This is a genomic window from Cellulomonas sp. (assembly GCF_036279715.1).
Classification (GTDB): Bacteria; Actinomycetota; Actinomycetes; order Actinomycetales; family Cellulomonadaceae; genus Cellulomonas_A.
This window is the reverse complement of the sequence record NZ_DASUIR010000028.1, coordinates 1-22107: the sequence shown is the minus strand read 5'-3', so window position 1 is coordinate 22107 and position 22107 is coordinate 1. Positions and strand designations below refer to the sequence as shown.

Here is a 22107-nt window from a genome sequence, read left to right as displayed (position 1 = left end):
GGGTGGGCTGAGAAGCGGGGGGCGACGGTGACGATGGAAGGCGTGGCGCTCCTCGAGACCGAGGTTCGCGAGCTCATCCGTCGCCGCGGCATCGATCCTGTCCGGGACCGCCGGGGCATCCAGGACCTTGTCGCCGACGCGCTCGCCGACTACGACGGGCGGAGCGTCATCGGGGCGGTCCCTCCACTGACGGACCCCCTCGGAGCGCTGAAGTCCATCGTTGACGCCGTCGCCGGGCTCGGTCCGTTGCAGCAGTACCTCGACGACCCCGAGGTCGAGGAGATCTGGATCAACTCGCCGTCGAAGGTCTTCGTCGCCCGCCGCGGCGAGCCCGAGCTCACGACGACCATCCTGACCGCGGGCCAGATCCGCGACCTGGTGGAGCAGATGCTCAAGGCATCGGGGCGCCGCCTCGACCTGTCCAGCCCGTTCGTCGACGCGAGCCTGCCCGGCGGCGAACGGCTGCACGTCGTCATCCCCGACGTCACGCATCGCGACTGGGCCGTCAACATCCGCAAGTACGTCGCGCGGGCCCGTCACCTCGAGGACCTCGTCGCCCTCGGTTCGCTGCCGGCGAGCGCAGCGACGTTCCTGGACGCCGCGGTGCGCGTCGGGCTCAACGTCCTGGTCGCGGGATCCACCCAGGCGGGCAAGACGACGATGCTCGGGGCGTTGGTCGGCTCCGTCCCGCCCCGGCAGCGGATCATCACGTGCGAGGAGGTCTTCGAGCTCAACCTCGGGCACCGCGACGTCGTCGCGCTCCAGTGCCGTCAGCCGAGTCTCGAGGGCACGGGCGAGATCCCGTTGCGTCGACTGGTCAAGGAAGCGCTGCGGATGCGCCCGGACCGCCTGATCATCGGCGAGGTCCGCGAGGCCGAGGCTCTCGACCTCCTGGTCGCGCTCAACGCCGGGGTGCCGGGCATGTGCACCCTGCACGCGAACTCGGCACGCGAGGCGCTCACCAAGCTGTGCACGCTGCCGCTCCTGGCGGGGGAGAACGTGTCCGACCGCTTCGTCGTGCCGACCGTCGCAGCAGCGATCGACATCGTCGTGCATCTCGGGCTCGACGCGCGGGGCCGACGTCGTGTTCGGGAGATCGTGGGCGTGCCCGGGCGCGTCGAGAACGGCGTCGTCGAGATCGCGGACCTCTACCACCTGCGCGGAGAGGAGCTCGTGCGCGGCGACGGCTACCCACCGCACCAGGACCGCTTCGCCCATGCCGGGGTGGACCTGCCCGCACTGCTGCGCGGCGAGCGCTGAGGCCGCGATGGGCGTCGTCGTCGGTCTCCTTCTCGGTGCGGGTCTGGCCTGTGCCTGGTGGTCGCTGTGGACGCCGCCCCAGCGTCACGTCCGGCGCGGCGAGCGCTGGCGTGCCCGCACGCAGGATCTCCTGGTCCAGGCCGGCGCTCCCCAGGTCACGCCGGGCGCGCTCGTGGCGACGAGCATCTCGCTCGGGCTGCTCGTGCTCCTGGTGGGCATCGCGGTGACCAGGTCGCCCGCGATCGCCGGGTGCTTCGCGCTGATGACCGGCGCCGGTCCCACGGCGCTGGTGCGTGGCCGGGCGCGCAGTCGCGCGGTGCGGCTCCGCGACGTCTGGCCGGAGGTGGTCGACCATCTCGCGTCGGGCATCCGCGCCGGGCTGTCGCTGCCCGAGGCGCTGGGCCAGCTCGGCGACCGCGGGCCCGCCGAGGTCCGCGAGCCGTTCCTCGCGTTCGCCGAGGACTACCGCGCCACCGGTCGCTTCGGCGAGTGCCTCGACGCGCTGAAGGCCCGGCTCGCCGACCCGGTCGCCGACCGGATCGTCGAGGCACTGCGGATCACGCGTGACGTCGGCGGGACGGACCTCGGGCGGCTGTTGCGCACGCTGTCCGGCTTCTTGCGCGAGGACGCGCGGACCCGGGGCGAGCTCGAAGCCCGGCAGAGCTGGACCGTCTACGCCGCGCGCCTCGCTGTGGCCGCGCCGTGGATCGTGCTCGCACTTCTCGGTACCCGCCCCGAGGCGGCCCGCGCCTTCAACACGTTCGCTGGCCTGGTCGTCCTGGTCGGCGGGGGAGCGTGCAGCGTCGTCGCCTACCTGCTGATGACCCGCATCGGTCGACTGCCCGCGGATCCTCGGGTCCTGCGATGAACGCCGCGCTGGTCGGGGCCGGCATCGGTGCGCTGGGTGGAGCCGGTGCAGGGATCGCCTGGTGGCGGCTCGGCGCCCGCCGGACCGTGCTCGACCACCGGCTCGCGCCGTACCTGCGCCCGCAACGCACCGCCTCGACGCTGCTGCGGGCGCCCGTTGTCAGGACGCCGTTCCCGACCCTCGAGCGACTCATCGCCCCCGTCATGGCCGACGGCGTCCGGATGGTCACGCGATTCGGCTCCTCGACCGCGGACGTGCGCCGCCGCCTCGAACGGGCCGGCCGGACCGAGCCCGTCGAGCAGTTCCGCGCCGAGCAGGTCGTCTGGGGGGTGCTCGGTCTGGCGGCCGGTCTCGCGTTCGCGCTCAGCCTCGCCGCCACGCGGGGAGCCCAGCCAGCTCCGCTCGTCCTGCTCGTCCTGGCGGCGGGGCTGACGGGCGTCCTGGCTCGTGACTACCAGCTCTCGCGCGAGGTCACGGCACGCGAGTCGCGCCTGCTGGCGGAGCTGCCGACCGTGGCCGAGCTCCTCGCGCTCTCCGTGAGCGCGGGCGAGGGCGCAGTCGGCGCCCTCGAGCGCGTGGTCCGCACGACGCGAGGCGAGCTGTCGCGCGAGCTCGCCGCAACACTCGCTGACGCGCGGTCGGGCACACCGTTGACGATCGCTCTCGAGCGGCTCGCGGACCGCACAGGGCTGCCCGGACTGGCGCGCTTCGCGGAGGGCGTCGCAGTGGCGGTCGAGCGGGGGACGCCACTGGCCGACGTCCTCCGCGCTCAGGCTCAGGACGTTCGCGAGCAGGGCAGGCGCGCACTCATGGAGTCCGGTGGCCGCAAGGAGGTCCTGATGATGGTTCCCGTCGTGTTCCTCATCTTGCCGGTCACCGTGGTGTTCGCCGCCTTCCCGAGCCTCGCCGTGCTCAGGAGCGGGCTGTGACCGGCCATCGGCAGCATCGAACCCCGGCGGCCCGTCGGGGAAGGACAGGAGAGGGACGATGACACACGCAGGGATGAGCATGGCGCGGACGGCGCTCGCGAGATTGCGGGCCGGCCTCAACGGGCGTCGGGGCCCGGACCGCGAGCGCGGCGACGTGCCCGGCTGGGTGCTCGTCACCCTGATGACCGCGGGGCTCGTCATCGCGCTGTGGGCTGTGGCCGGACCGGCGCTCGCTCAGGTCTTCAGCGACGCGATCAAGAGCGTCCAGGGTCCGACGGTCCCGTGAGGGCCGGATGATCCGCCAGCGGGCCGTGCTGGCCGTGCGGAGGACGAGGTGGCTGGGGGACGACGCCGAACACGGGTCCGCCGTGGTCGACTTCGCGCTCGTCGGTGGTCTCGTGGCCCTGGTGTTCGCGGGCGTTCTGCAGCTCACGCTGGCCCAGCACGTGCGCAACACGCTGGTCGACTGCGCGGCCGAAGGTGCCCGGTATGCGGCGCTCGCGGACCGGACCCCGGAGGACGGTGTCGGGCGCGCACGACAGCTCATCGCCGCGGCGTTGTCCTCGGCGTACGCGCAGGACGTCACCGCTCGGCAGACGGTGGTCGACGGTCTTGAGGTCGTCGAGGTCACGGTTGTCGCGCCGCTCCCGGTCGCGGGGCTCGTCGGACCCGCCGGCTCGCTGACGGTGGCCGGCCATGCGCTGGTCGAGGGCCCATGAGATCGCGAACGGGAGCGAGACCGAGGCCCCTGGTCGACGACGCCGGGAGCTCGATCGTGGAGTTCCTCGCCGTCACGGTGCTGCTGCTGGTCCCGATCCTGTACCTCGTGCTCCTCCTCGGGCGGCTGCAGGCTGCGACGTTCGCGGCAGACGGCGCCGCAGGAGAGGCCGGTCGTGCGTACGCCGAGGCTTCGACGACCGACCTCGGCAGCACGCGTGCGGTCGCCGCGGTCGCCATCGCCCTGCGCGACCAGGGGTTCGAGGGCGTCGACCCTGCCTCGTCCCTGGTGCTGGAGTGCTCGAGCGTTCCGTGCCTGCAGCCCGGCAGCGACGTCGCTGCCACCGTGCGGTTCGCGGTGCGGCTCCCGTTCGTGCCGTCGTTCGTGAGCTCCGTCGTCCCGCTCGAGATCCCGGTGCGTGGCGACGCCGTCGCACCGGTCGACCAGTTCAGGCGGCGGTAGCGGTGCGGCGTCCCAGCGGCGACGACGGCCAGATCATGATCCTTTCGATCGGCTTCATGGTCGTCGCCCTGCTGCTCGTCACGGGGGTCGTCTCGGCGACCGGGATCCACGTCGAGCGCAAGCGCCTCCTTGCGGCCGCAGACTCGATCGCCATCGAGGCTGCCGACGAGCTGTCGACCCCGGACTACTTCCCTGCGGGAGCCGACGGGTTCGCCGCAACCGGCGCCATCCGGCTGACGGATCAGGACGTGCGGCGTGCTGTCGACGCGTACCTGGCGGACAACCCTGCCGTGGCGGCCCGGTTCGAGGGCTTCCAGGTGCTCGACGCGACGTCGGACGACGGCCGGTCGGCCCAGGTGCGGCTCGGTGCGCTCGCTCGCCCGGCGCTGATCAGCTGGGTCACGGCGCCGTGGTCGGACGGCATCGCGCTCGAGGCGGAGTCGAGTGCGCGCGCCTGGTGAACCGGGACGACCGGGTAATCTGGACGGTTGTGGCCACCACTGACTTCTCTGCCGAGATCCGCAACCTGCGAACGACGCTGGAATCCATCCAGGCAGTGAGCGACCCGACAGCGCTCCAGGCGAAGATCGAACGCCTGTCCGAGCAGGCGTCGGCGCCGGACCTGTGGGACGACCCGGACGCCGCGCAGAAGATCACGTCGGCGCTGTCGGCCTCGCAGGCCGAGCTCGACCGGGTCGAGAAGCTCGGTGGCCGCATCGACGACCTCGAGACGCTCGTCGAGATGGCGGGCGACGACGCGGTCGGGGGCGCGGACAGCGCCGACGCGATCGCCGAGGCCGAGGCCGACCTGGCGAAGATCCGCGCCGACCTGGGCGAGCTCGAGGTCCGGACCCTCCTGTCCGGCGAGTACGACGCGCGCGAGGCGGTCGTCACGATCCGCTCGGGCGCGGGTGGCGTCGACGCGGCGGACTTCGCCGAGATGCTCCTGCGGATGTACCTGCGGTGGGCCGAGCGCCACAACTACCCGACCCAGGTGCTGGACACCTCCTACGCGGAGGAGGCCGGTCTGAAGTCCGCGACCTTCGAGGTGAAGGTGCCGTACGCGTTCGGTCACCTGTCCGTCGAGGCGGGCACGCACCGGCTCGTGCGCATCTCGCCGTTCGACAACCAGGGTCGGCGCCAGACGTCCTTCGCCGCGGTCGAGGTCATCCCGCTCATCGAGCAGACGGACTCGGTCGAGATCCCCGAGTCGGAGATCAAGGTCGACGTGTTCCGGTCCTCGGGCCCGGGCGGGCAGTCGGTCAACACGACGGACTCGGCCGTGCGGATGACCCACATCCCCACCGGCATCGTCGTCTCGATGCAGAACGAGAAGTCCCAGATCCAGAACCGGGCCGCCGCGCTGCGCGTGCTGCAGTCGAGGCTCCTGCTCGTGCGCCAGGCCGAGGAGAGCGCCGCGAAGAAGGCCATGGCGGGCGACGTCAAGGCGAGCTGGGGCGATCAGATGCGCTCCTACGTGCTGCACCCGTACCAGATGGTCAAGGACCTGCGCACCGAATACGAGGTCAGCAACACGTCCGCCGTGTTCGACGGCGACATCGACGGGTTCCTCGAGGCCGGCATCCGCTGGCGCCGCGCGCAGGACGTCGTCAGGGACTGACGCGCGACGCGGATTGCTCAGGTCCGGGACGGGTCAGTTCCTGGAGGTACGCCGGGGTGCGGCGTGTCTGACGTCGATCCGCAGGGGAGCCTGCCTACCCTCGGGAAGGCCAGATGCGCTCCACCCCATGTCCCCGAGACTGGCCCCCGAGCCGTGATCCGATTCGAGAACGTCACCAAGGTCTACGCGCGCGGCGCGAGGCCCGCCCTCGACCAGGTGTCCCTGGACGTCGAGCGCGGGGAGTTCGTGTTCCTCGTCGGGGCCTCCGGTTCTGGCAAGTCCACCTTCTTGCGCCTCGTGCTGCGTGAGGAGCGACCGTCCGCCGGCAACGTGTTCGTCGCGGGCAAGGACCTCACGACCCTGTCGTCGTGGAAGGTCCCGCACCTGCGCCGCCAGATCGGCGCGGTGTTCCAGGACTTCCGGCTGCTGCCCAACAAGACGGTCTTCGAGAACGTCGCGTTCGCGCTCCAGGTGATCGGCAAGCCGCGTCACCACATCCTCACGACGGTCCCGGACACGCTCGAGATGGTCGGGCTGGCCGGCAAGGAGAAGCGGCGTCCGCACGAGCTGTCCGGCGGTGAGCAGCAGCGCGTGGCGATCGCGCGCGCGTTCGTGAACCGGCCGTCGATCCTGCTGGCCGACGAGCCCACCGGAAACCTCGACCCCACGACGTCGCTCGGCATCATGCGACTGCTCGACCGCATCAACCGGACCGGCACCACGGTCGTCATGGCGACCCACGACGACGAGATCGTCGACCAGATGCGCAAGCGCGTGATCGAGCTGTCCTCCGGCGAGCTGGTTCGTGACCAGTCGCGCGGTGTGTACGGCTCGGCGCGCTGACAGGGAGCTGGACACGCTGTGAGACTGCAATTCATCCTGTCGGAGATCGGGATCGGCCTGCGCCGCAACCTGTCGATGACCATCTCCGTCGTCCTCGTGACGTTCGTGTCGCTCACGTTCGTCGGTGCCGCTGCGCTCCTGCAGATGCAGATCGGCGCCATGAAGGACAACTGGTACGACAAGGTCGAGGTGTCGGTCTTCCTGTGCCCGCGCGACTCCCAGCAGCCGACGTGCGCGGGTGGTGAGGTCACCGACGAGCAGAAGGCGGCGATCCAGGCCGCGCTCGACGCGCCCGACGTCAAGCCGTACATCCAGACGGTGTACTTCGAGTCGAAGGACGAGGCGTTCACCGCGTTCCAGAAGCAGTTCAAGGACCAGTGGTGGGCGGCGGAGACGACCGCGGCCGACATGAACTCCTCCTACCGGATCAAGCTCGCCGACCCGACGAAGTACCAGGTGGTCGCGGACGTCCTCAGCGGTCGCCAGGGGGTCGAGGAGGTCCAGGACCAGCGGCGCCTCTTCGACTCGCTGTTCCTCGTGCTCAACCGGGCGACGCTCCTGTCGGTCGGGCTGGCCGCGGTGATGCTGCTCGCGGCCGTGCTGCTCATCACGACGACGATCCGGCTGTCGGCGATGAGCCGTCGACGCGAGACGGGCATCATGCGGCTCGTCGGTGCGTCGAGCCTGTTCATCCAGCTGCCGTTCATGCTCGAGGGCGCGCTCGCGGCGACGCTCGGCGCAGGTCTCGCCGTCGGCGGCATCTGGCTGGGCGTGAAGTACCTCGTGACCGACTGGCTCGGGGCCTCGATCTCGTGGATCCCGTACGTGACGACGGCCGACGTCTGGACGGTCGCGCCGTTCCTCGTGGCGGTCGCCATCGGGTTGGCAGCTGTCTCCTCGCTCGTGACCCTCAGCCGCTACACGAAGGTGTGACATGAGCCGACGCCCCAGCCTCGCCCGACTGCTCGCGACGGTCCTCGTCGCGGTCCTGGCCGCGCTCACGGCCTCTGCCGGTCCCGCGTCGGCCGATGCGCTGTCTGATCGTCGCAAGGCCGCCGAGCAGCAGGCGGCCGCGAACCAGAAGGCCCACGACCAGCTGGCGGCGTCGCTCGAGGACATCAACGCCAACCTCGCCCAGGCCGTCCTCGACCTGCAGACCGTCGAGCAGCGACTTCCGGAGGCGCAGACCGAGCTCCTGGACGCGCAGGCGACCCTGGAGCGCTCGCAGCGTGAGGCCGCGATCATCGCGGCCCGGCTCCAGGACGCCAAGGACCAGGAGACGGCGATCGGCACCACGATCGCCGCCGACGCCGGCAAGAGCGCCCAGATCCGGGTCGCGATCGGGCAGATGGCCCGCGAGGCGTACAAGGGCGGCGGCGGGGTCTCGAGCGTGAGCATCGTGCTCGACGCGCAGAGCACCGAGGACTTCATCCAGCAGTACGGCCTGGTCTCGACAGCACTGCGGACGCAGAGCCAGTCGCTCGACGCGCTGCGGCAGATCGAGGCGCAGGACCGCAACAACGCGGCGCGGCTCGTGGCGATCCGCGAGCGCGTCACCGAGCTCAAGGCCGCGGCCGACCAGAAGGTCGTCGAGGCCGATCAGGCGCGCCAGGCGGCCGCGGACCGCAAGGCGGAGATCGAGCAGCTCGTCACGCAGCAGGCCGAGAAGAAGGCCACGATCGAGACCGAGAAGGCCGCGACCGAGGCGGAGCAGGCACGCATCGATGCCGAGGCCGCGCAGGTCGCAGCCGAGCTGGCGCAGATCATCGCGGCGCAGCGGGCGGCCCTCGAGGCAGCCGCCAAGGCGAAGGGCAAGAAGGTCGCCCCGGCGGGACCGATCGGCAACAGCCTGTTCGCGAACCCGACGTCGGTGAACCCGATCTACGTCACGTCGGAGTACGGGATGCGGATGCACCCGATCCTCCACTACGTGCGCCTGCATGCCGGGATAGACCTGCGCACCTACTGCAACACGCCGATCTACGCAGGCCGCGCGGGCACGGTCCAGTGGGCGCAGATGCGGTTCGGGTTCGGCAACCAGGTGATGGTCGACCACGGGTTCGTGAACGGGAACTCGCTCATGTCGAGCTACAACCACATGACGAGCTTCGTCGTGCATGCCGGGCAGCAGGTCAACCAGGGGACGCTGCTCGGGTACTCGGGCAACACCGGGACGTCGGGCGGGTGCCACCTGCACTTCGAGGTCTACGTGAACGGCGCGACCGTCAATCCTCGGCCCCTGCTCGGCCTGTAGGCTCGTGCGCTGGGCACGTCGGTGCCGGTGAGCATGGGGAGGGCGGGTCGGTGGCCAAGGAGACTGGGCGCAAGCTCGTCGCGTCCAATCGCAAGGCGCGTCACGACTACATCATCGAGGACGTGTTCGAGGCCGGCATCGTGCTGATGGGCACCGAGGTCAAGGCGCTGCGGGCCGGCCGGGCCTCCCTCGTCGACAGCTGGTGCGAGGTCGAGAACGGTGAGGCGTGGCTCGAGGGCGTCCACATCCCCGAGTACGCGCAGGGCACCTGGACGAACCACGCACCGCGCCGCAAGCGCAAGCTCCTGCTGCATCGCACGGAGATCGACCGGCTCGAGTCGAAGACCCGCGAGAAGGGCCAGACGATCGTGCCGCTCGCGCTGTACTTCGTCGACGGACGCGCGAAGGTCGAGATCGCACTCGCGCGCGGCAAGAAGGAGTACGACAAGCGTCAGGCGCTCCGCGAGCGCCAGGACAACCTGGAGTCGCAGCGGGCGATCAGGGAGAAGCGAGACAGGTAGTGATGGACGTAGCGGTCCGCGGTACTCACACGAATGCGTCGTCGGATGCGAGCAGGACAGTCCGCAGGGGGCGGGGTCTGCTGGCCGTGCTCGTCGCGGCCGTGGCCTTGCTCGGGTGGGCCGGCGTCGGGCTCGCCACGGCGCCCGCTGCCCGGGCCGACGCGACCGGCCAGCACATCACGCGCTACACCGCAGATGTCGCCGTCACCGCGGACGGGGTGGCGCGGGTCACGCTCGACTTCGACTTCGACTTCGGCAACGACCCGGGCCACGGTCCGTACCTGACCCTCCCGGTCCGGCAGAGGATCGACGGCAACGACAAGCAGGACCGGGTCTTCAGGATCTCGGCGATCACGGCGTCGAGCGCGACGGCGCCCGCCCAGGTCAACCGCGAGGACTCCGCCGACGCCATCGTGCTGAAGATCGGCGACCCCAACCAGGGTCAGATCCAGGGTGTCCACACGTACGACGTGAGCTACACGGTCGACGGGTGGATCAACCCCGACAGCACCACGCACGACGGCGACCAGCTCTACTGGAACGTGATCGGGCCGGACTGGCAGATCCCGTTGGCGAACCTCTCCGTGACGGTCACCGGTCCGGCCGAGGTCGCCCGGGTCACGTGCTTCGCCGGACCCTACGGGAGCACCGACCCCTGCGGCAGCGCGGTCGCGTCGGGCCCGACGGCGACGTTCACCCAGGCCGACGTCCCGGTCGGCGACGAGTTCTCGGTCGTGACCGGCTGGCCGGCTGGGACCTTCCCCGGCGTCGGGCTCATCCTCAGCGACCGGCCGAACCCGCTCGACCCCGTGACCCCGACACCCGTGACCGGGGGTCTCGCCCTGCTCGTCGCCGGCGCCGGGTCGGCGTTCGCCATCTCGCGCGTGCGTCGCACCGGACGTGACCGTGCCTACCTCGGGCTCACCCCCGGGCTGATGCCGGCCGCGGGCCAGGCCGGCACCACGGGATACCGCGACAAGCGGGGCCCGGTTGCGGTGCAGTTCAGCCCGCCCAAGGACGCCCGCGCGGGCGAGCTCGGAACGCTGCTCGACGAGACGGCCGACCCGCGCGACGTCACGGCAACGATCATCGACCTCGCCGTCCGCGGGTTCCTGCAGATCCGCGAGGTCCCGCGCAAGGACCCCCGCCGCAAGGTCAAGGACTGGGAGCTCGTCGCGCTGAACAGCGATCGCTCGGGTCTCCTGGCGTTCGAGTCCAAGCTGCTCGACGAGCTGTTCGGGGCACGCGCCTCGGTCAAGCTCTCTGACCTCAAGACGACCTTCGCGGCCTCGATGGCGCTGGTGCAGACCGGGCTCTACGAGGACGTCACGAGCAAGGGCTGGTTCTCCCACAACCCGCGCACGGTCCGTCGGGAGTGGGGCGCCGCCGGGGCTGTTCTCCTCGTGCTCGGCGTCGGCGGGGCGGTGGTCAGCGGCGGAACCGGCGTGAAGGGACTGTCCCTGGTCGGCGGTGCCGTTGCCGTCGTCGGCCTGCTGGTTCTCGCGCTCGCCCGGTCCGCACCGGCCCGGACGGCCGCCGGCACCGCCGTGCTCGCCGAGGCTGTGGGCTTCCAGCGCTACCTCGAGACTGCCGAGGCGAACCAGATCCGGTTCGAGGAGGGTGAGGACCTGTTCAGCAGGTACCTGCCCTACGCGATCGTCTTCGGTGTCGCCGAGCGGTGGGCAGGCGTGTTCGGTGAGCTCGCCGCCCAGGGACGCGCGGTGCCGGAGCCGGTCTGGTACTCGGGCTCGAGCTTCCAGACGGGCGCGTTCTGGATGTCGTACGCCGCGTTCGGTCACAGCCTCGAGTCCTTCACCTCGATCGCGACGCAGTCGTTGTCGGCACCGACGCCCGGCTCGTCGGGCGGGTCGGGGTTCTCGGGCGGCGGCTTCTCGGGTGGCGGAGTCGGCGGCGGGGGTGGCGGGGGCTGGTGACGGCCGAGCGGTAGCCAGCGCCCGGTCGGCGGGACACACTGGCGCGATGGACCTGCCCGTCATGCCGCCGGTGGACCCGATGCTCGCCAAGGCCGTCGCTGCGATCCCCGTCGGGCACCGGTACGAGCCCAAGTGGGACGGCTTCCGCGCCATCCTCTTCCGCGATGGTGACGAGGTGGAGATCGGCAGCCGCAACACCAAGCCGATCCAGCGGTACTTCCCGGAGGTCGTCGAGTCCGCGCTGACACACCTGCCGGCAAGGTGCGTCGTCGACGGCGAGATCGTCGTGCCGGGCGTGGCCGGGGGCCTCGACTTCGAGGCGCTGCAGGCGCGGATCCACCCGGCCGCGTCCCGGGTGCAGCTGCTCGCGCGCCAGACCCCCGCCCTTCTCGTCGTCTTCGACGTGCTGGCGCTGGGGGACGACGACCTGACCGGACGCCCGTTCGCGGAGCGGCGCGCGATCCTCGACGACACGATCGGGTTCACAGGCCCGGTGTATCTGACCCCGTCGACGGACGACGAGGCGCTCGCGGGGGAGTGGTTCGCCCAGTTCGAGGGGGCCGGGCTCGACGGTGTCGTCGCGAAGCGCCCGGGCGACCACTATCAGCCCGGCAAGCGCGTGATGGCGAAGATCAAGCACGAGCGAACAGCCGACTGCGTCGTCGCGGGCTACCGTCCGCACGTCTCGGGGCCCGACGCCGTCGGCTCGCTGCTCCTCGGTCTGTGGACCGACGCGGGGACGCTTGCGGCCGTCGGGGTCGCGGCGTCGTTTCCGATGGCGCGCCGCCGCGAGCTCGTCACCGTGCTGGCACCGTACGTCACAGGGCTCGAGGGCCACCCGTGGGGTCTCGACGCGACAGGCCGCACGCCGCGCGAGGGCGAGACGAGCCGGTGGAACGCCGGCAAGGACCTGTCCTTCGTGCCGCTGCGACCCGAGCTCGTGGTCGAGGTCGCCTACGACCACCTGGAGGGCGACCGGTTCCGCCACACGACCCAGCTGCGGCGGTGGCGGCCCGACCGTGACCCGGCGTCGTGCACGTACGCGCAGCTCGAGGAGCCCGTCGGGTTCGCGCTCGCCGACGTGCTCGCTGCACGCTGAGGACGGTCGTCTCTAGCGCGCTGGCGGTGCCGGATCAGCTGACCGGTCGGCGCCCGCGCGGCGTCCGAGGCGCAGCGGGAGGACGAGCCAGACGAGGACGAGGAACAGCAGCGCAGTCGCCCCGGCGACCGTACCGGCAGCGCGCCCGAGCACGATGTCGAACAGGAGGAGCGCCGACCCCGCGAGAACAAGGGCCAGGGCGAGGAGTCCGCCTCGCGCCATCCGGTCGGCCTGGTGAACGAGCTCCGACTTGAGATGGCGGCGGAACAGGATGCGATGCAGGCTCACGGGCGCGACGATGACCCCGGTTGCCGTGATGGCCAGCACGACCAGGACGAGGTAGACCGTGCGTTGGTAGCTGTCCAGCGTCGCGAACCTCTGCTGGAAGGGCACGGTGAGCAGGAACCCTGTGAGGATCTGCACCCCCGTCTCGGTGACCCGCATCTCCTGGAGCAGCTCGTTCCAGTTGCGGTCCATGCGTTGGTTGACCGACTCGCTCCGGCCGTCGGTCGGGTCGGCGTCGGGCTGCGACATGTCCACCTCCGGGTGCGGGGTCGGTCAGGTTCCTCTGCATCATGCCCGGCCTGCCGTGGGGCTGCAGGCTGCCCAGGGCGGTCGTCGGCGTCGCCCGGGAATGGGAGCGCGACGGACGGCGTTGTCACGTACGATTGACCAGCGCGGCCCCCTCACGAGGAGGCGGTGCGATTGAAAATTCAACATGGGGGTGATCGGTTTCGACGGTGATCGTCGAGCCAGGAGAAGCGGGCCGAGGACGCACGGTTATCTCGTTAACGATCCGCGCAAAACCAATAGGTGCCAATACAAACCGCACCGACTTCGCACTCGCCGCCTGAGCGAGTCCTGAAGTCCGTTAGCCCGAGTTTGCTCTCGCCTCGGTAGCTAGCGTCATCTAGAGAGCTTTACCTGCAACGTTCGCCGTCGGCGTCGCGGGGACATCTAGACGGCTGGGCCTGTCAGCAGCACGCTTGCTAGATTGTTGGGGCCGAGAAAAGCGCAGCAAGCTGCGCCCGGAGAAGTCCTGGTTCACTGTTATCGGACGCGGGTTCGATTCCCGCCACCTCCACCCCTCTGACCTGCGGAAACGCAAGTCATGTTGACACAGGGATAGCCATCCGTTGACACGGGTGGCTATTTTTGTGTCTATGGCCAGCGTGCGCGAGCGTTGACAGAGCCGACGGAACACGCTCGTTTCGCCGCGCTGTGGCGCGATCCCGAGACGGGACGCCAGACGCCGCTCACGTACGACGACGAGCGCGAGGCCAAGGTTGCCAAGGAGCTGATCGAGGCAGCCGGCTGGTACGCGACCGAGGCGGCCCGCATTGCCGAAGCGGTGCGGAAACCTGGCCCAACGGTGCTCGAGGCCATTTCCGAGCACATCGACCTGCTCACGGGTGTCGGCGCTGACACGCGGTCGCATTGCCGCCAGCAGCTGGCGGCTCACATCCGGACTCGCACTCACGGAGATCCGGATCCGCAGGGGAGCGCCGGTCGCCTGGCGGACCTGCTCGTTGGGAGCGCTCAGACTGCGGCGTTGGGCAACGAGGTCGTTGGTGTCTCCGGCTGGGGTCCGGCGCCCTTGACAACGAGCCAGAGCGCGAGACCGAGTTCGGCGACCAAGCCGATCGCCCACGCCGGGTAGCTGATCTCGGGGTGTGCCGGCGCAAGCATCACCTGAAGGAACCACACGAGGACTCCGACGCCGTCGAGGATGAGGAGCCAGCCTAGGAAGCGTGGGAGGAAGCCTGAGCGCAGGACCAGCCAGCCGAGAGGGAAGAGCCACGCCGAGAAGAACAGTTGGGCCATGACGAAGGCGGTCTGATACGTGGTGACCGAGAGCGCAGCCAGTCCGTCGAGGCCCGCCATTCCCGTGGAGCCGTCTCCGAGTGCCAGGGCGGTGAGAAGCGGGAGGTAGCTGGCGCACTGCACAGCCACCCCGACCGCGTTGAGGACGAGGAACAGCAGGGCAAGCGTCCCGTCGACCGGGCGCAGGAGCGCATAGAGAGCCCAGGCCGTGAGCACGAACAGCAGACCGGATCCGAGTGCCGCAACGAGTCCGAGGCGGAACATCGCCTCGTCGTCGGCGATCGTCGCCTGTAGCGTCTTCGCATCGCTCAAGCCGATGTGGCCCAGCAGGCTGGCGACGATGTTCAGGACGATGTAAGTCAGGTACAGGATGCCCGCTCGTCTAGCCATGGCGCTGCGTGCCAACGGGGATGCGGTGACGGATGTCATTTCCTGGTCTCCCTCCGTGTGCGCCCATGGTGACGGCTGCGCCGTTGGCCTCCGGCGCGCGTGACCACACCGATGGTGACCGCGAGGGCGAGAATGCGGATCACGTTGAACACCGTGGCCACCAACAGCCAGCGGGCCGGGTCGTCGACGTCCGAGCTCAACTTCGAGGGAAGCTCGAGGCCAATCGTCAGGAGGACGATTGCCGCCGCTCCCAGCAGCAGGGCCTTGCTCAGCTGGTCGGACCCGGGGATCTTCGCCGGGAAGTGAACAAGAAGGAACGCCACCACGCTGCCCAGAACCAACCCACCTGCCGCCGACTCCACCAGCATCGGCACATAGGAGATCGTGAGGGCGGACCGATAACCAGCGGCCACCGGCGTCGCAGAGATGGCGAGGTTTGCCATCCAGAACGCAGCCGCGCCCGCCAGCGCGGGTGCTGGCCACCCGCCCCTCATCCGCCTTGCCGGCTTCAGACTCTGCTCACCGGGCGACGGAACGCCGATGACGTCCATGTTCGCGCTCCGACGGGACGGGGTCGCTGCCCATCCCCACCCAGAGCGTCCCACAGGGAAGACCCCTACGTGGTCCGCTTCACGCCTGTAGAACCACACGACCGCACGCACCCCTTGCGTGAGAGGAACACCTGCTCCATCAGGGCCACCCGCTCCAGTGGAGGCCGACCCGCCGACCATCGGGCCCGTTGGCCTCGGCGAAGGAGAGCACGCCACGGAAGGTTCTTTCTTGAGTCATTCAAGACTGTGGACTACGGTCATGACGTGGCCAGCACTCGGCTCGACCTCGAGCACCTGCTGCGCGGCGCCGGGCTGCGGGTGAGCGGCCCGCGTCTGGCAGTGCTGGACGCGGTCGATGCGCATCCCCACGCCGAGACCGACCAGATCATCGCCACCGTCCGCGCGAGTGCCGTGCGGGGTCTCGCACCAGGCCGTGGACGACTCGCTGAAAACCCTCGCCGAACGGTGCCTCGTGCGCCGCATCCAACCGCGCGGCTCGGTCGCGCGCTACGAGTCGCGGGTCGGGGACAACGACCAGCACCTCGTCTGCCGCACCTGTTGGCTGATCCGCGACGTCGACTGCGCCGGCGGTCTTGCGCCGTGCCTCACCCCCGCCCAGGGCCACGGCTTCGAGATCGACGAGGCCGAGGTCCGACCTGCGCGCATCGCGCAGCCGGGGCAGATCCCACCCGCACCGAACCCGCCACCCACGCGAGACACCCACGGGAGCACCATGACTGAGCTCGACGACGCAACCACCGCCTCAACCGGCACCGGGCCGGCCAGCAGCTGCCCGGTCGCCCACGACAGCAGCCCGACCGGCAGGCCCACCAACGCGCGTTGGTGGCCTGAGCGGCTCAACCTCAAGGTCCTCGCCAAGAACCCGGCCGTGGCCAACCCGCTGGGCGCCGACTTCGACTACGCCGCCGCCTTCGCTGCGCTCGATCTCGCCGAGGTCAAGCGGGACATCGCGGCGGTCCAGACCAGCTCGCAGGAGTGGTGGCCCGCCGACTTCGGCCACTACGGCCCGTTGATGATCCGAATGGCCTGGCACAGCGCCGGGACCTACCGCGTCCAGGACGGTCGCGGCGGCGCCGGGTCCGGGCAGCAGCGGTTCGCGCCGCTCAACTCCTGGCCCGACAACGTCAGTCTGGACAAGGCGCGGCGCCTGCTGTGGCCGGTCAAGAAGAAGTACGGCAAGGCGTTGAGCTGGGCGGACCTGATCGTGCTCGCCGGCAACGTCGCCCTGGAGTCGATGGGCTTGGCCACCTTTGGCTTCTCCGGCGGTCGGGTCGACGTCTGGGAGTCCGACGACGAGGTGTACTGGGGTCCGGAGGTCGAGTGGCTGGGCGACCGGCGCTACACCGGCGACCGTGAGCTGGCCAACCCGCTTGCCGCGGTCCAGATGGGCCTCATCTACGTGAACCCGGAGGGTCCTGACGGGCACCCGGACCCGCTGGCCTCGGCGCGCGACATCCGCGAGACCTTCGCCCGGATGGCGATGGACGACGAGGAGACCGTGGCGCTCATCGCCGGCGGCCACACCTTCGGCAAGACCCACGGCGCTGGGCCTGCTGACGCGGTGGGCCCTGAGCCCGAGGCCGCCCCGATGGAGCAACAGGGCTTGGGTTGGAGGTCCAGCTACCGCACCGGCAAGGGCATCGACGCGATCACCAGCGGTCTGGAGGTTACCTGGACCTACCACCCGACCCGGTGGGACAACGAGTTCTTCCACATCCTCTTCGCCTACGAGTGGGAGCTGTTCGAGTCCCCGGCCGGCGCCAAGCAGTGGCGTCCGGTCAACGGCGGTGGCTCCGGTCTGGTGCCGGAGGCGTTCGGCGACGGCACGCGTGAGCCGCGCATGTTGACCTCGGACCTCGCCCTGCGCGTGGACCCGGTCTACGAGAAGATCTCCCGCCGCTTCCTGGAGCGCCCCGAGGAGCTCGCCGACGCGTTCGCCCGGGCCTGGTTCAAGCTCACGCACCGCGACCTTGGGCCGGTTGCCCGCTACGTCGGGGCCGAGGTCCCGGCGGAGCAGCTGCTGTGGCAGGACCCCCTGCCCACGCGCGACCACGGACTGGTGGACGCCGACGACGTCGCCGCGCTGAAGGCCGCGGTGCTCGCCTCGGGGCTGACCGTCCCGCAGCTGGTCGCCACCGCCTGGGCGGCGGCGTCGTCGTTCCGCGGCAGTGACCGCCGTGGCGGCGCGAACGGTGCCCGTCTGAGGCTGGCGCCGCAGGCAGGCTGGGAGGTCAACAACCCTGACCAGCTGGCTCAGGTGCTGGCCCGCCTCGAGTCGATCGCCGAGACGTTCAACGCCCGGAGCCCGGGCAAGGCGATCTCCCTGGCCGACCTGATCGTGCTCGCCGGATCGGCGGCCGTGGAGGCCGCGGCGCAGGCCGCCGGCCACGACGTGACCGTGCCGTTCTCCCCGGGCCGCGTGGACGCGACGCAGGAGCAGACCGACGTGCACTCCTTCTCCTACCTGGAACCGCAGGCCGACGGCTTCCGCAACTACGTCGCCGCGGGCGTGTCGTTGCCGGCCGAGTTCCTGCTCGTCGACAAGGCCAACCTGCTCACCCTCAGCACCCCGGAGACGACCGTCCTGGTCGGCGGTCTGCGCGTGCTGGGGGCCACCTGGGACGGCTCTGACACGGGGGTGCTCACCGACCGGCCGGGCGTGCTGACCAACGACTACTTCGTCAACCTTCTCGACCTTGGCGTCGAGTGGCACGCCGCAGACGAGGCTTCCACCCGGTTCGTCGGCACCGTTGCCGCGACCGGCAGGACGTGGACCGGCAGCCGCGCCGACCTGGTGTTCGGCTCCAGCGCCGAGCTGCGGGCGGTCGCAGAGGTCTACGCCTCCGACGACGCCGCGGACACGTTCGTCGCCGACTTCGTCGCCGCCTGGGTCAAGGTCATGGAGCTCGACCGCTTCGACCTGCATCGTTGAGCGCCTGGACGCCTCGACGCCCGGTCGCACGCGCCGAGGTGCCGTGGACGCCGGCCTTCGTGTGTGTGGCCGGGACGTTGACGCCGTCGACGCCCGGTACGCGCGGCGAGCCCATGGTGGGGATCACGATCCGACGTCCTGCCTCCACACACGACGCTGCCCGCGGCATCGCCCGCAAAGACGGCATCAGGGTAATGGCGATGGCGACTGCCCCTGGGCGTCCCGCAGCGTCTCGCGGCTTCAGGCTCGGCGATCACCAGTAGCCCCATGAGGTGGACGCTGGCGACGCGATCGTCGTCACCGAAGGGCCGACCGTCGTCGTGCATCTCCACCTCGAGACGGTGGACCAGCGCCGCCGCTGCGCCGCGAGGACGTCGCCGCACGCGTCGCAGCCCAGGCCGGTCGCGAGGAGCATGAACGCCTGCACGAGTAGGCGTGCCGCACCGCCACTGACCGGCTGTGCGGAGGCGCGGGACACCCTGGGGCTTGCCTCGTACCATCGACCGGTGCCTCCCCGCTCACCGCTCCCGGCACGCCACGGCCTCGCCGCTGCCTGGCTCCGCACGCCCGACCGCGATCGCGCGAGCCCGACCTCGTGGCCGACGATGGGTGCGTGGCTGCGGCACCGCCTGCCGGAGCACGTCGATGTGCCGGGGATGCTGGCGCAGGAGCGCTTCGTCGACGAGAGCGGCCGCGCCGTGCGCGAGGCCGACCCGTATGGGCCGCACCTGTTCGTGTGGTTTCATCGCGACCTGCGCGACGAGCCGGAGGTGCCGGGTCGGATCCACGTGGTGCACCGGGACGAGCGTCTGGTCGTCGTCGACAAGCCGCCGTTCCTCGCGACGATCCCGCGCGGCGGGCACGTGATGCAGAGCGTCGTCGTCCGGCTGCGAGCGGAGCTCGACCTGCCGGAGCTGTCGCCTCTGCACCGCCTCGACCGGGTCACGTCCGGCTTGCTGATGCTGGCCACCGAGAGCCGGTGGAGGGGCCCCTACCAGACGGCGTTCGAGCGGCGCGCGGTCGAGAAGACCTACCGGGCGGTCGCGCCGCTGCGCGCCGACCTGGAGCTGCCCGCCATCGTGCGCAACCACATCCGCAAGGTGCCCGGCACCTGGTGCGCCGAGGTCGTGCCCGGGGCGCTCGTCAACGCCGAGACGCTCGTCGAGCTGGAGCGTCAGGTGGACGGCGGCGGGGTCTACCGGCTGACGCCCCGTACGGGCCGGACGCATCAGCTGCGCCTCCACCTGCTGGGGCTCGGCATCCCCATCGTGGACGACCCGTTGTACCCCGTCGTGCGGGACGTCCCGGTCGACGACTTCCGTCGACCCCTCCAGCTCCTCGCGGCCGAGATCGCGTTCACAGACCCCGTCGACGGGCAGCCCCGGCAGTTCCGCAGCGTGCGCTCGCTGCCGCTCACCGCGGAGGAATGAGCCGGGAGATGCCGTCAATCCCGGTCATCAGGCCTATCGCTGCGCTCGTGGGCGAGCGACTCGTCGCGGGGAGCCAGCGTCTGGACCACGATGGCGGCCCCGATCAGAGCGGCGCCTAGCGGGAAGGTCGTCGATCGAATGAGGGTCAGCAGGATGTTGACCACGCCGAGCCCGGCCTCGGCGTTGGCGCCGGCAACACGGGCGAGGCCCACGTACAGATCGGTCCCAAACACCAACAAGAGCGCACCCGAGATGAACAGAGCGACAGCCCACTGAACGCACTTCTTCGCGGTCGAATGCACAGGACGCGGCCTCCTCGGTACTTCGCGAGCCTCTCCCGGGAGACGTTACTGGGCGGCTGCGCCATCTCACTCGACATCGGGCTGATTGCGACCCGTAACCGAACAGCACGCTGGCCTTCCGCACAGTCGTCACATGCGCACGCAGGTTGCGGATGCCCGCACACGCCGCTGTCCGGCATGGCTGCACACCGCTCGCACGTTCGCGGCTCAGCCCACGCCCTCGGCGGCGAGCGCGTCGGTGAGCAGCTCGACCAGGGCTTCGAGCTGCACAGTCGTGGACGAGGAGATGTCCTCGTCGGGCGCTCCGTCCAGCGCCCGGGCAGCCAGCCCCGACTTGCTGTCGATCAGCTTGGCGATCTTGGAGTCGATGGTTTGCGCGGCGATGATCCGCCACGCGGTGACGGGCTCGGCCTGGCCGATCCGGTGGATCCGGTCGATGGCCTGGGTCTGCTCGGCGTCGGTCCAGGACAGCTCGGCCAGGACCAGGTTGGAGGCGACCTGAAGGTTGAGCCCCACGCCCGCGGCCATCAGGGAGCACACCACGATCGACACCTCGGGGTCGTTCACGAACGCGGCGATGTTCTTCTCACGCACCCTGGGCGTCTGGTCGCCACGGATCGAGGCGAAGCGGATGCCGCGGTCGGCGAAGGTCTGCTCGGCCTGATCCATCACGTCGACGTGCTTGGCGAAGAACACCACCTTGCCGACGTTGCGGGCGAGCTGCGCGGCGTAGTCCGCGGCCAGCCCGGCCTTGGCCTGGCCGATCCGGCGGACCATCGTGAACACGTTCTCGCCACCGGTCTGCGAGCTCGAGTCCTTGAGCTCCGCCGCCGCGACCCGGCGGGCGAGCCCGTGGTCGATCCCGTCCAGGACGCCGCCGCCGGTCCGCACCTCCAGTGCGGTCCGGTAGCGCTCGACCAGCCGGCGGGCGAGCGCGGCCTCGGCGGCGCGGATCGAGCGGCCGGCCGCGCCGTCGAGCTCGACCGGCAGGTCCGCGACCCGGCGGGCGGGGATGTCGGCGACCACGTCGACCTTGCGGCGACGCACGATGCCCATGTTGATCACACTGGCCCGCGCGGCGGCGTAGAACCCCGGGTCGGCCGGGGTCAGCCCGGTCTTCTCGAGGGCGGTCTGCAGTGCGCCGAGCGGCTTCGTGTCGTCGATCCAGCCGAGGAACTGCCAGATCGCTCGGAAGTCTTCGATGTCGTTGATCAGCGGGGTGCCGGTGAGGGCCATCAGCAGCGGCCGGGTGGTGCGCGCGCGGATCCGCTCCGAGAGCGCAAGGACGTGCTGGGAGCGTTGGGAGGTCTTGTTCTTGATGAAGTGCGCCTCGTCGACGACCATGCCGCGGAAGCCAAGGTCGCCGAGCCAGCCGACGTGCCGGTCCAGGAGCTCATAGTTCACGATCACGATGTCCGCGAACCCGTCGACCCGGTCACCGTCACCATGGACCACCGTGGACCGCCGCGACGGCGTCCACAGCTCGACTTCGTGCGCCCAGTTCGTCTTCACCACGTTGGGCACCACGACGAGCAGCGGGTAGGCGCCGGCCACCTGGGCGGCGAGCAGCGCCTGGGCGGTCTTGCCGAGCCCGGGCTCGTCGGCGAGCAGGAATGTGCGATGGCCGCGGGCCGTGGCCGTGACGACCTTGGCCTGGTGCGGCATCAGCTCCAGGCCGGGGGGAACGGACACCGAGCGGGCCTCGGGCAGCGGCATGCAGGCGGGTGCACCGGTTGCGGCCCGCTCGAACGACCTGAAGAGCGGCTCGAGCAGCTCCCAGCCGGCCAGACGGCGGGTCCGTGGAGCGCTCCGTTCCGCAGCGGCCCCGAAGTCCGGGGCCAGGAACGGGTTCGCGAGCTGGCGCGAGACCACCGACCGGGGCACCACCTGACTCTCGGCGCCGGGCACCGGCGGGGCCGGCGCGGCGGGCGCGGGTTCCTCGGGTGGCTCCAGCCCGCCGGCGCGCATCACCGTCGCCTTGAAGGCGCGCGCCGCGTCGGAGACCCGGGCATCCTCGGCGAGCAGCTCGAGCAGCGAGGTGTCCCGGGCAGCGGTTCTGGCCAGCACCGTCGCCACGCCGTCGAGCCGCTTGAGCTGCTTGGCGCGCGCCGACTCGGTCGAGCCGCCGTCGGGCATCACCCGGGCCCG

The 22107-nt window shown here is 70.7% G+C and carries 21 protein-coding genes and 1 other RNA gene; 17 read left to right on the top strand and 5 right to left on the bottom strand.

Annotated features, from left to right (window positions below; translation table 11 throughout):
• The first annotated feature begins 33 nt into the window (after positions 1-33).
• From VFW79_RS02865 to VFW79_RS02800, 14 genes are all read left to right on the top strand, one after another.
• Entirely contained in the window at positions 34-1260 is a 1227-nt protein-coding gene (locus VFW79_RS02865) for a CpaF family protein (protein WP_329675831.1), read from the top strand.
• Between the two features lie 7 nt (positions 1261-1267).
• Entirely contained in the window at positions 1268-2128 is an 861-nt protein-coding gene (locus tag VFW79_RS02860) for a type II secretion system F family protein (RefSeq protein WP_329675830.1), read from the top strand.
• Complete coding sequence (locus tag VFW79_RS02855; protein WP_329675799.1) at positions 2125-3057, top strand: type II secretion system F family protein; 933 nt, start codon at positions 2125-2127, stop codon at positions 3055-3057. The genes VFW79_RS02860 and VFW79_RS02855 overlap by 4 nt, the downstream gene beginning before the upstream one ends.
• A gap of 79 nt (positions 3058-3136) precedes the next feature.
• Positions 3137-3343 (top strand): hypothetical protein, encoded by a 207-nt coding sequence (locus VFW79_RS02850; protein WP_329675829.1) that lies wholly within the window; start codon positions 3137-3139, stop codon positions 3341-3343.
• Between the two features lie 82 nt (positions 3344-3425).
• Positions 3426-3776 carry a TadE/TadG family type IV pilus assembly protein gene (locus tag VFW79_RS02845; RefSeq protein WP_329675798.1) on the top strand — a complete coding sequence of 117 codons (351 nt, stop codon included), beginning with the start codon at positions 3426-3428 and terminating at the stop codon, positions 3774-3776.
• Positions 3773-4237 (top strand): pilus assembly protein, encoded by a 465-nt coding sequence (locus tag VFW79_RS02840; protein ID WP_329675797.1) that lies wholly within the window; start codon positions 3773-3775, stop codon positions 4235-4237. Before VFW79_RS02845 ends, VFW79_RS02840 begins: the two co-directional genes overlap by 4 nt.
• A gap of 35 nt (positions 4238-4272) precedes the next feature.
• Positions 4273-4698 (top strand): pilus assembly protein TadG-related protein, encoded by a 426-nt coding sequence (locus tag VFW79_RS02835; RefSeq protein WP_329675796.1) that lies wholly within the window; start codon positions 4273-4275, stop codon positions 4696-4698.
• A gap of 29 nt (positions 4699-4727) precedes the next feature.
• Positions 4728-5858, top strand: a complete 1131-nt coding sequence (gene prfB / locus VFW79_RS02830; protein WP_329675795.1) for a peptide chain release factor 2 — start codon at positions 4728-4730, stop codon at positions 5856-5858.
• A gap of 153 nt (positions 5859-6011) precedes the next feature.
• Positions 6012-6701, top strand: a complete 690-nt coding sequence (gene ftsE / locus VFW79_RS02825) for a cell division ATP-binding protein FtsE (RefSeq protein WP_329675794.1) — start codon at positions 6012-6014, stop codon at positions 6699-6701.
• Positions 6702-6719: 18 nt separating this feature from the next.
• Positions 6720-7634 (top strand): permease-like cell division protein FtsX, encoded by a 915-nt coding sequence (gene ftsX, locus VFW79_RS02820; protein ID WP_329675793.1) that lies wholly within the window; start codon positions 6720-6722, stop codon positions 7632-7634.
• 1 nt (position 7635) lies between these two features.
• Entirely contained in the window at positions 7636-8955 is a 1320-nt protein-coding gene (locus tag VFW79_RS02815) for a peptidoglycan DD-metalloendopeptidase family protein (RefSeq protein WP_329675792.1), read from the top strand.
• A 50-nt stretch (positions 8956-9005) separates the two neighbouring features.
• Positions 9006-9476: an SsrA-binding protein SmpB gene (gene smpB, locus VFW79_RS02810; protein ID WP_329675791.1), complete on the top strand. Its 471-nt coding sequence runs from the start codon at positions 9006-9008 to the stop codon at positions 9474-9476.
• Positions 9477-9562: 86 nt separating this feature from the next.
• Complete coding sequence (locus VFW79_RS02805) at positions 9563-11410, top strand: DUF2207 domain-containing protein (protein ID WP_329675790.1); 1848 nt, start codon at positions 9563-9565, stop codon at positions 11408-11410.
• A gap of 46 nt (positions 11411-11456) precedes the next feature.
• Positions 11457-12509, top strand: coding sequence for an ATP-dependent DNA ligase (locus tag VFW79_RS02800; RefSeq protein WP_329675789.1), 1053 nt, complete (start codon positions 11457-11459; stop codon positions 12507-12509).
• Positions 12510-12521: 12 nt separating this feature from the next.
• Here the strand turns inward: VFW79_RS02800 and VFW79_RS02795 are convergent, their stop codons facing one another.
• Positions 12522-13043 (bottom strand): DUF6328 family protein, encoded by a 522-nt coding sequence (locus tag VFW79_RS02795; RefSeq protein WP_329675788.1) that lies wholly within the window; start codon positions 13041-13043, stop codon positions 12522-12524.
• 186 nt (positions 13044-13229) lie between these two features.
• Between VFW79_RS02795 and ssrA the strand changes: the two genes are divergently transcribed.
• Positions 13230-13596, top strand: a transfer-messenger RNA (tmRNA) gene (gene ssrA, locus VFW79_RS02790).
• A 452-nt stretch (positions 13597-14048) separates the two neighbouring features.
• On the opposite strand, the gene VFW79_RS02785 is transcribed toward ssrA, so the two are convergent.
• Together VFW79_RS02785 and VFW79_RS02780 are read right to left on the bottom strand one after the other, a co-directional pair.
• Positions 14049-14723, bottom strand: coding sequence for a DUF4386 domain-containing protein (locus tag VFW79_RS02785; RefSeq protein WP_329675787.1), 675 nt, complete (start codon positions 14721-14723; stop codon positions 14049-14051).
• Between the two features lie 35 nt (positions 14724-14758).
• A complete protein-coding gene (locus tag VFW79_RS02780; protein ID WP_329675786.1) occupies positions 14759-15274 on the bottom strand; it encodes a hypothetical protein in 516 nt (171 codons plus the stop codon).
• A gap of 733 nt (positions 15275-16007) precedes the next feature.
• On the opposite strand from VFW79_RS02780, the gene katG reads away from it, so the two are divergent.
• Positions 16008-18227, top strand: a complete 2220-nt coding sequence (gene katG / locus VFW79_RS02775; RefSeq protein WP_329675828.1) for a catalase/peroxidase HPI — start codon at positions 16008-16010, stop codon at positions 18225-18227.
• 506 nt (positions 18228-18733) lie between these two features.
• A complete protein-coding gene (locus VFW79_RS02770) occupies positions 18734-19657 on the top strand; it encodes a pseudouridine synthase (protein WP_329675785.1) in 924 nt (307 codons plus the stop codon).
• Positions 19658-19671: 14 nt separating this feature from the next.
• On the opposite strand, the gene VFW79_RS02765 is transcribed toward VFW79_RS02770, so the two are convergent.
• Positions 19672-19959, bottom strand: coding sequence for a hypothetical protein (locus VFW79_RS02765; protein WP_329675784.1), 288 nt, complete (start codon positions 19957-19959; stop codon positions 19672-19674).
• A gap of 207 nt (positions 19960-20166) precedes the next feature.
• Positions 20167-22107, bottom strand: a 1941-nt coding sequence (locus VFW79_RS02760; RefSeq protein WP_329675783.1) for a DEAD/DEAH box helicase, incomplete at its 5' end; no start/stop codon positions are given.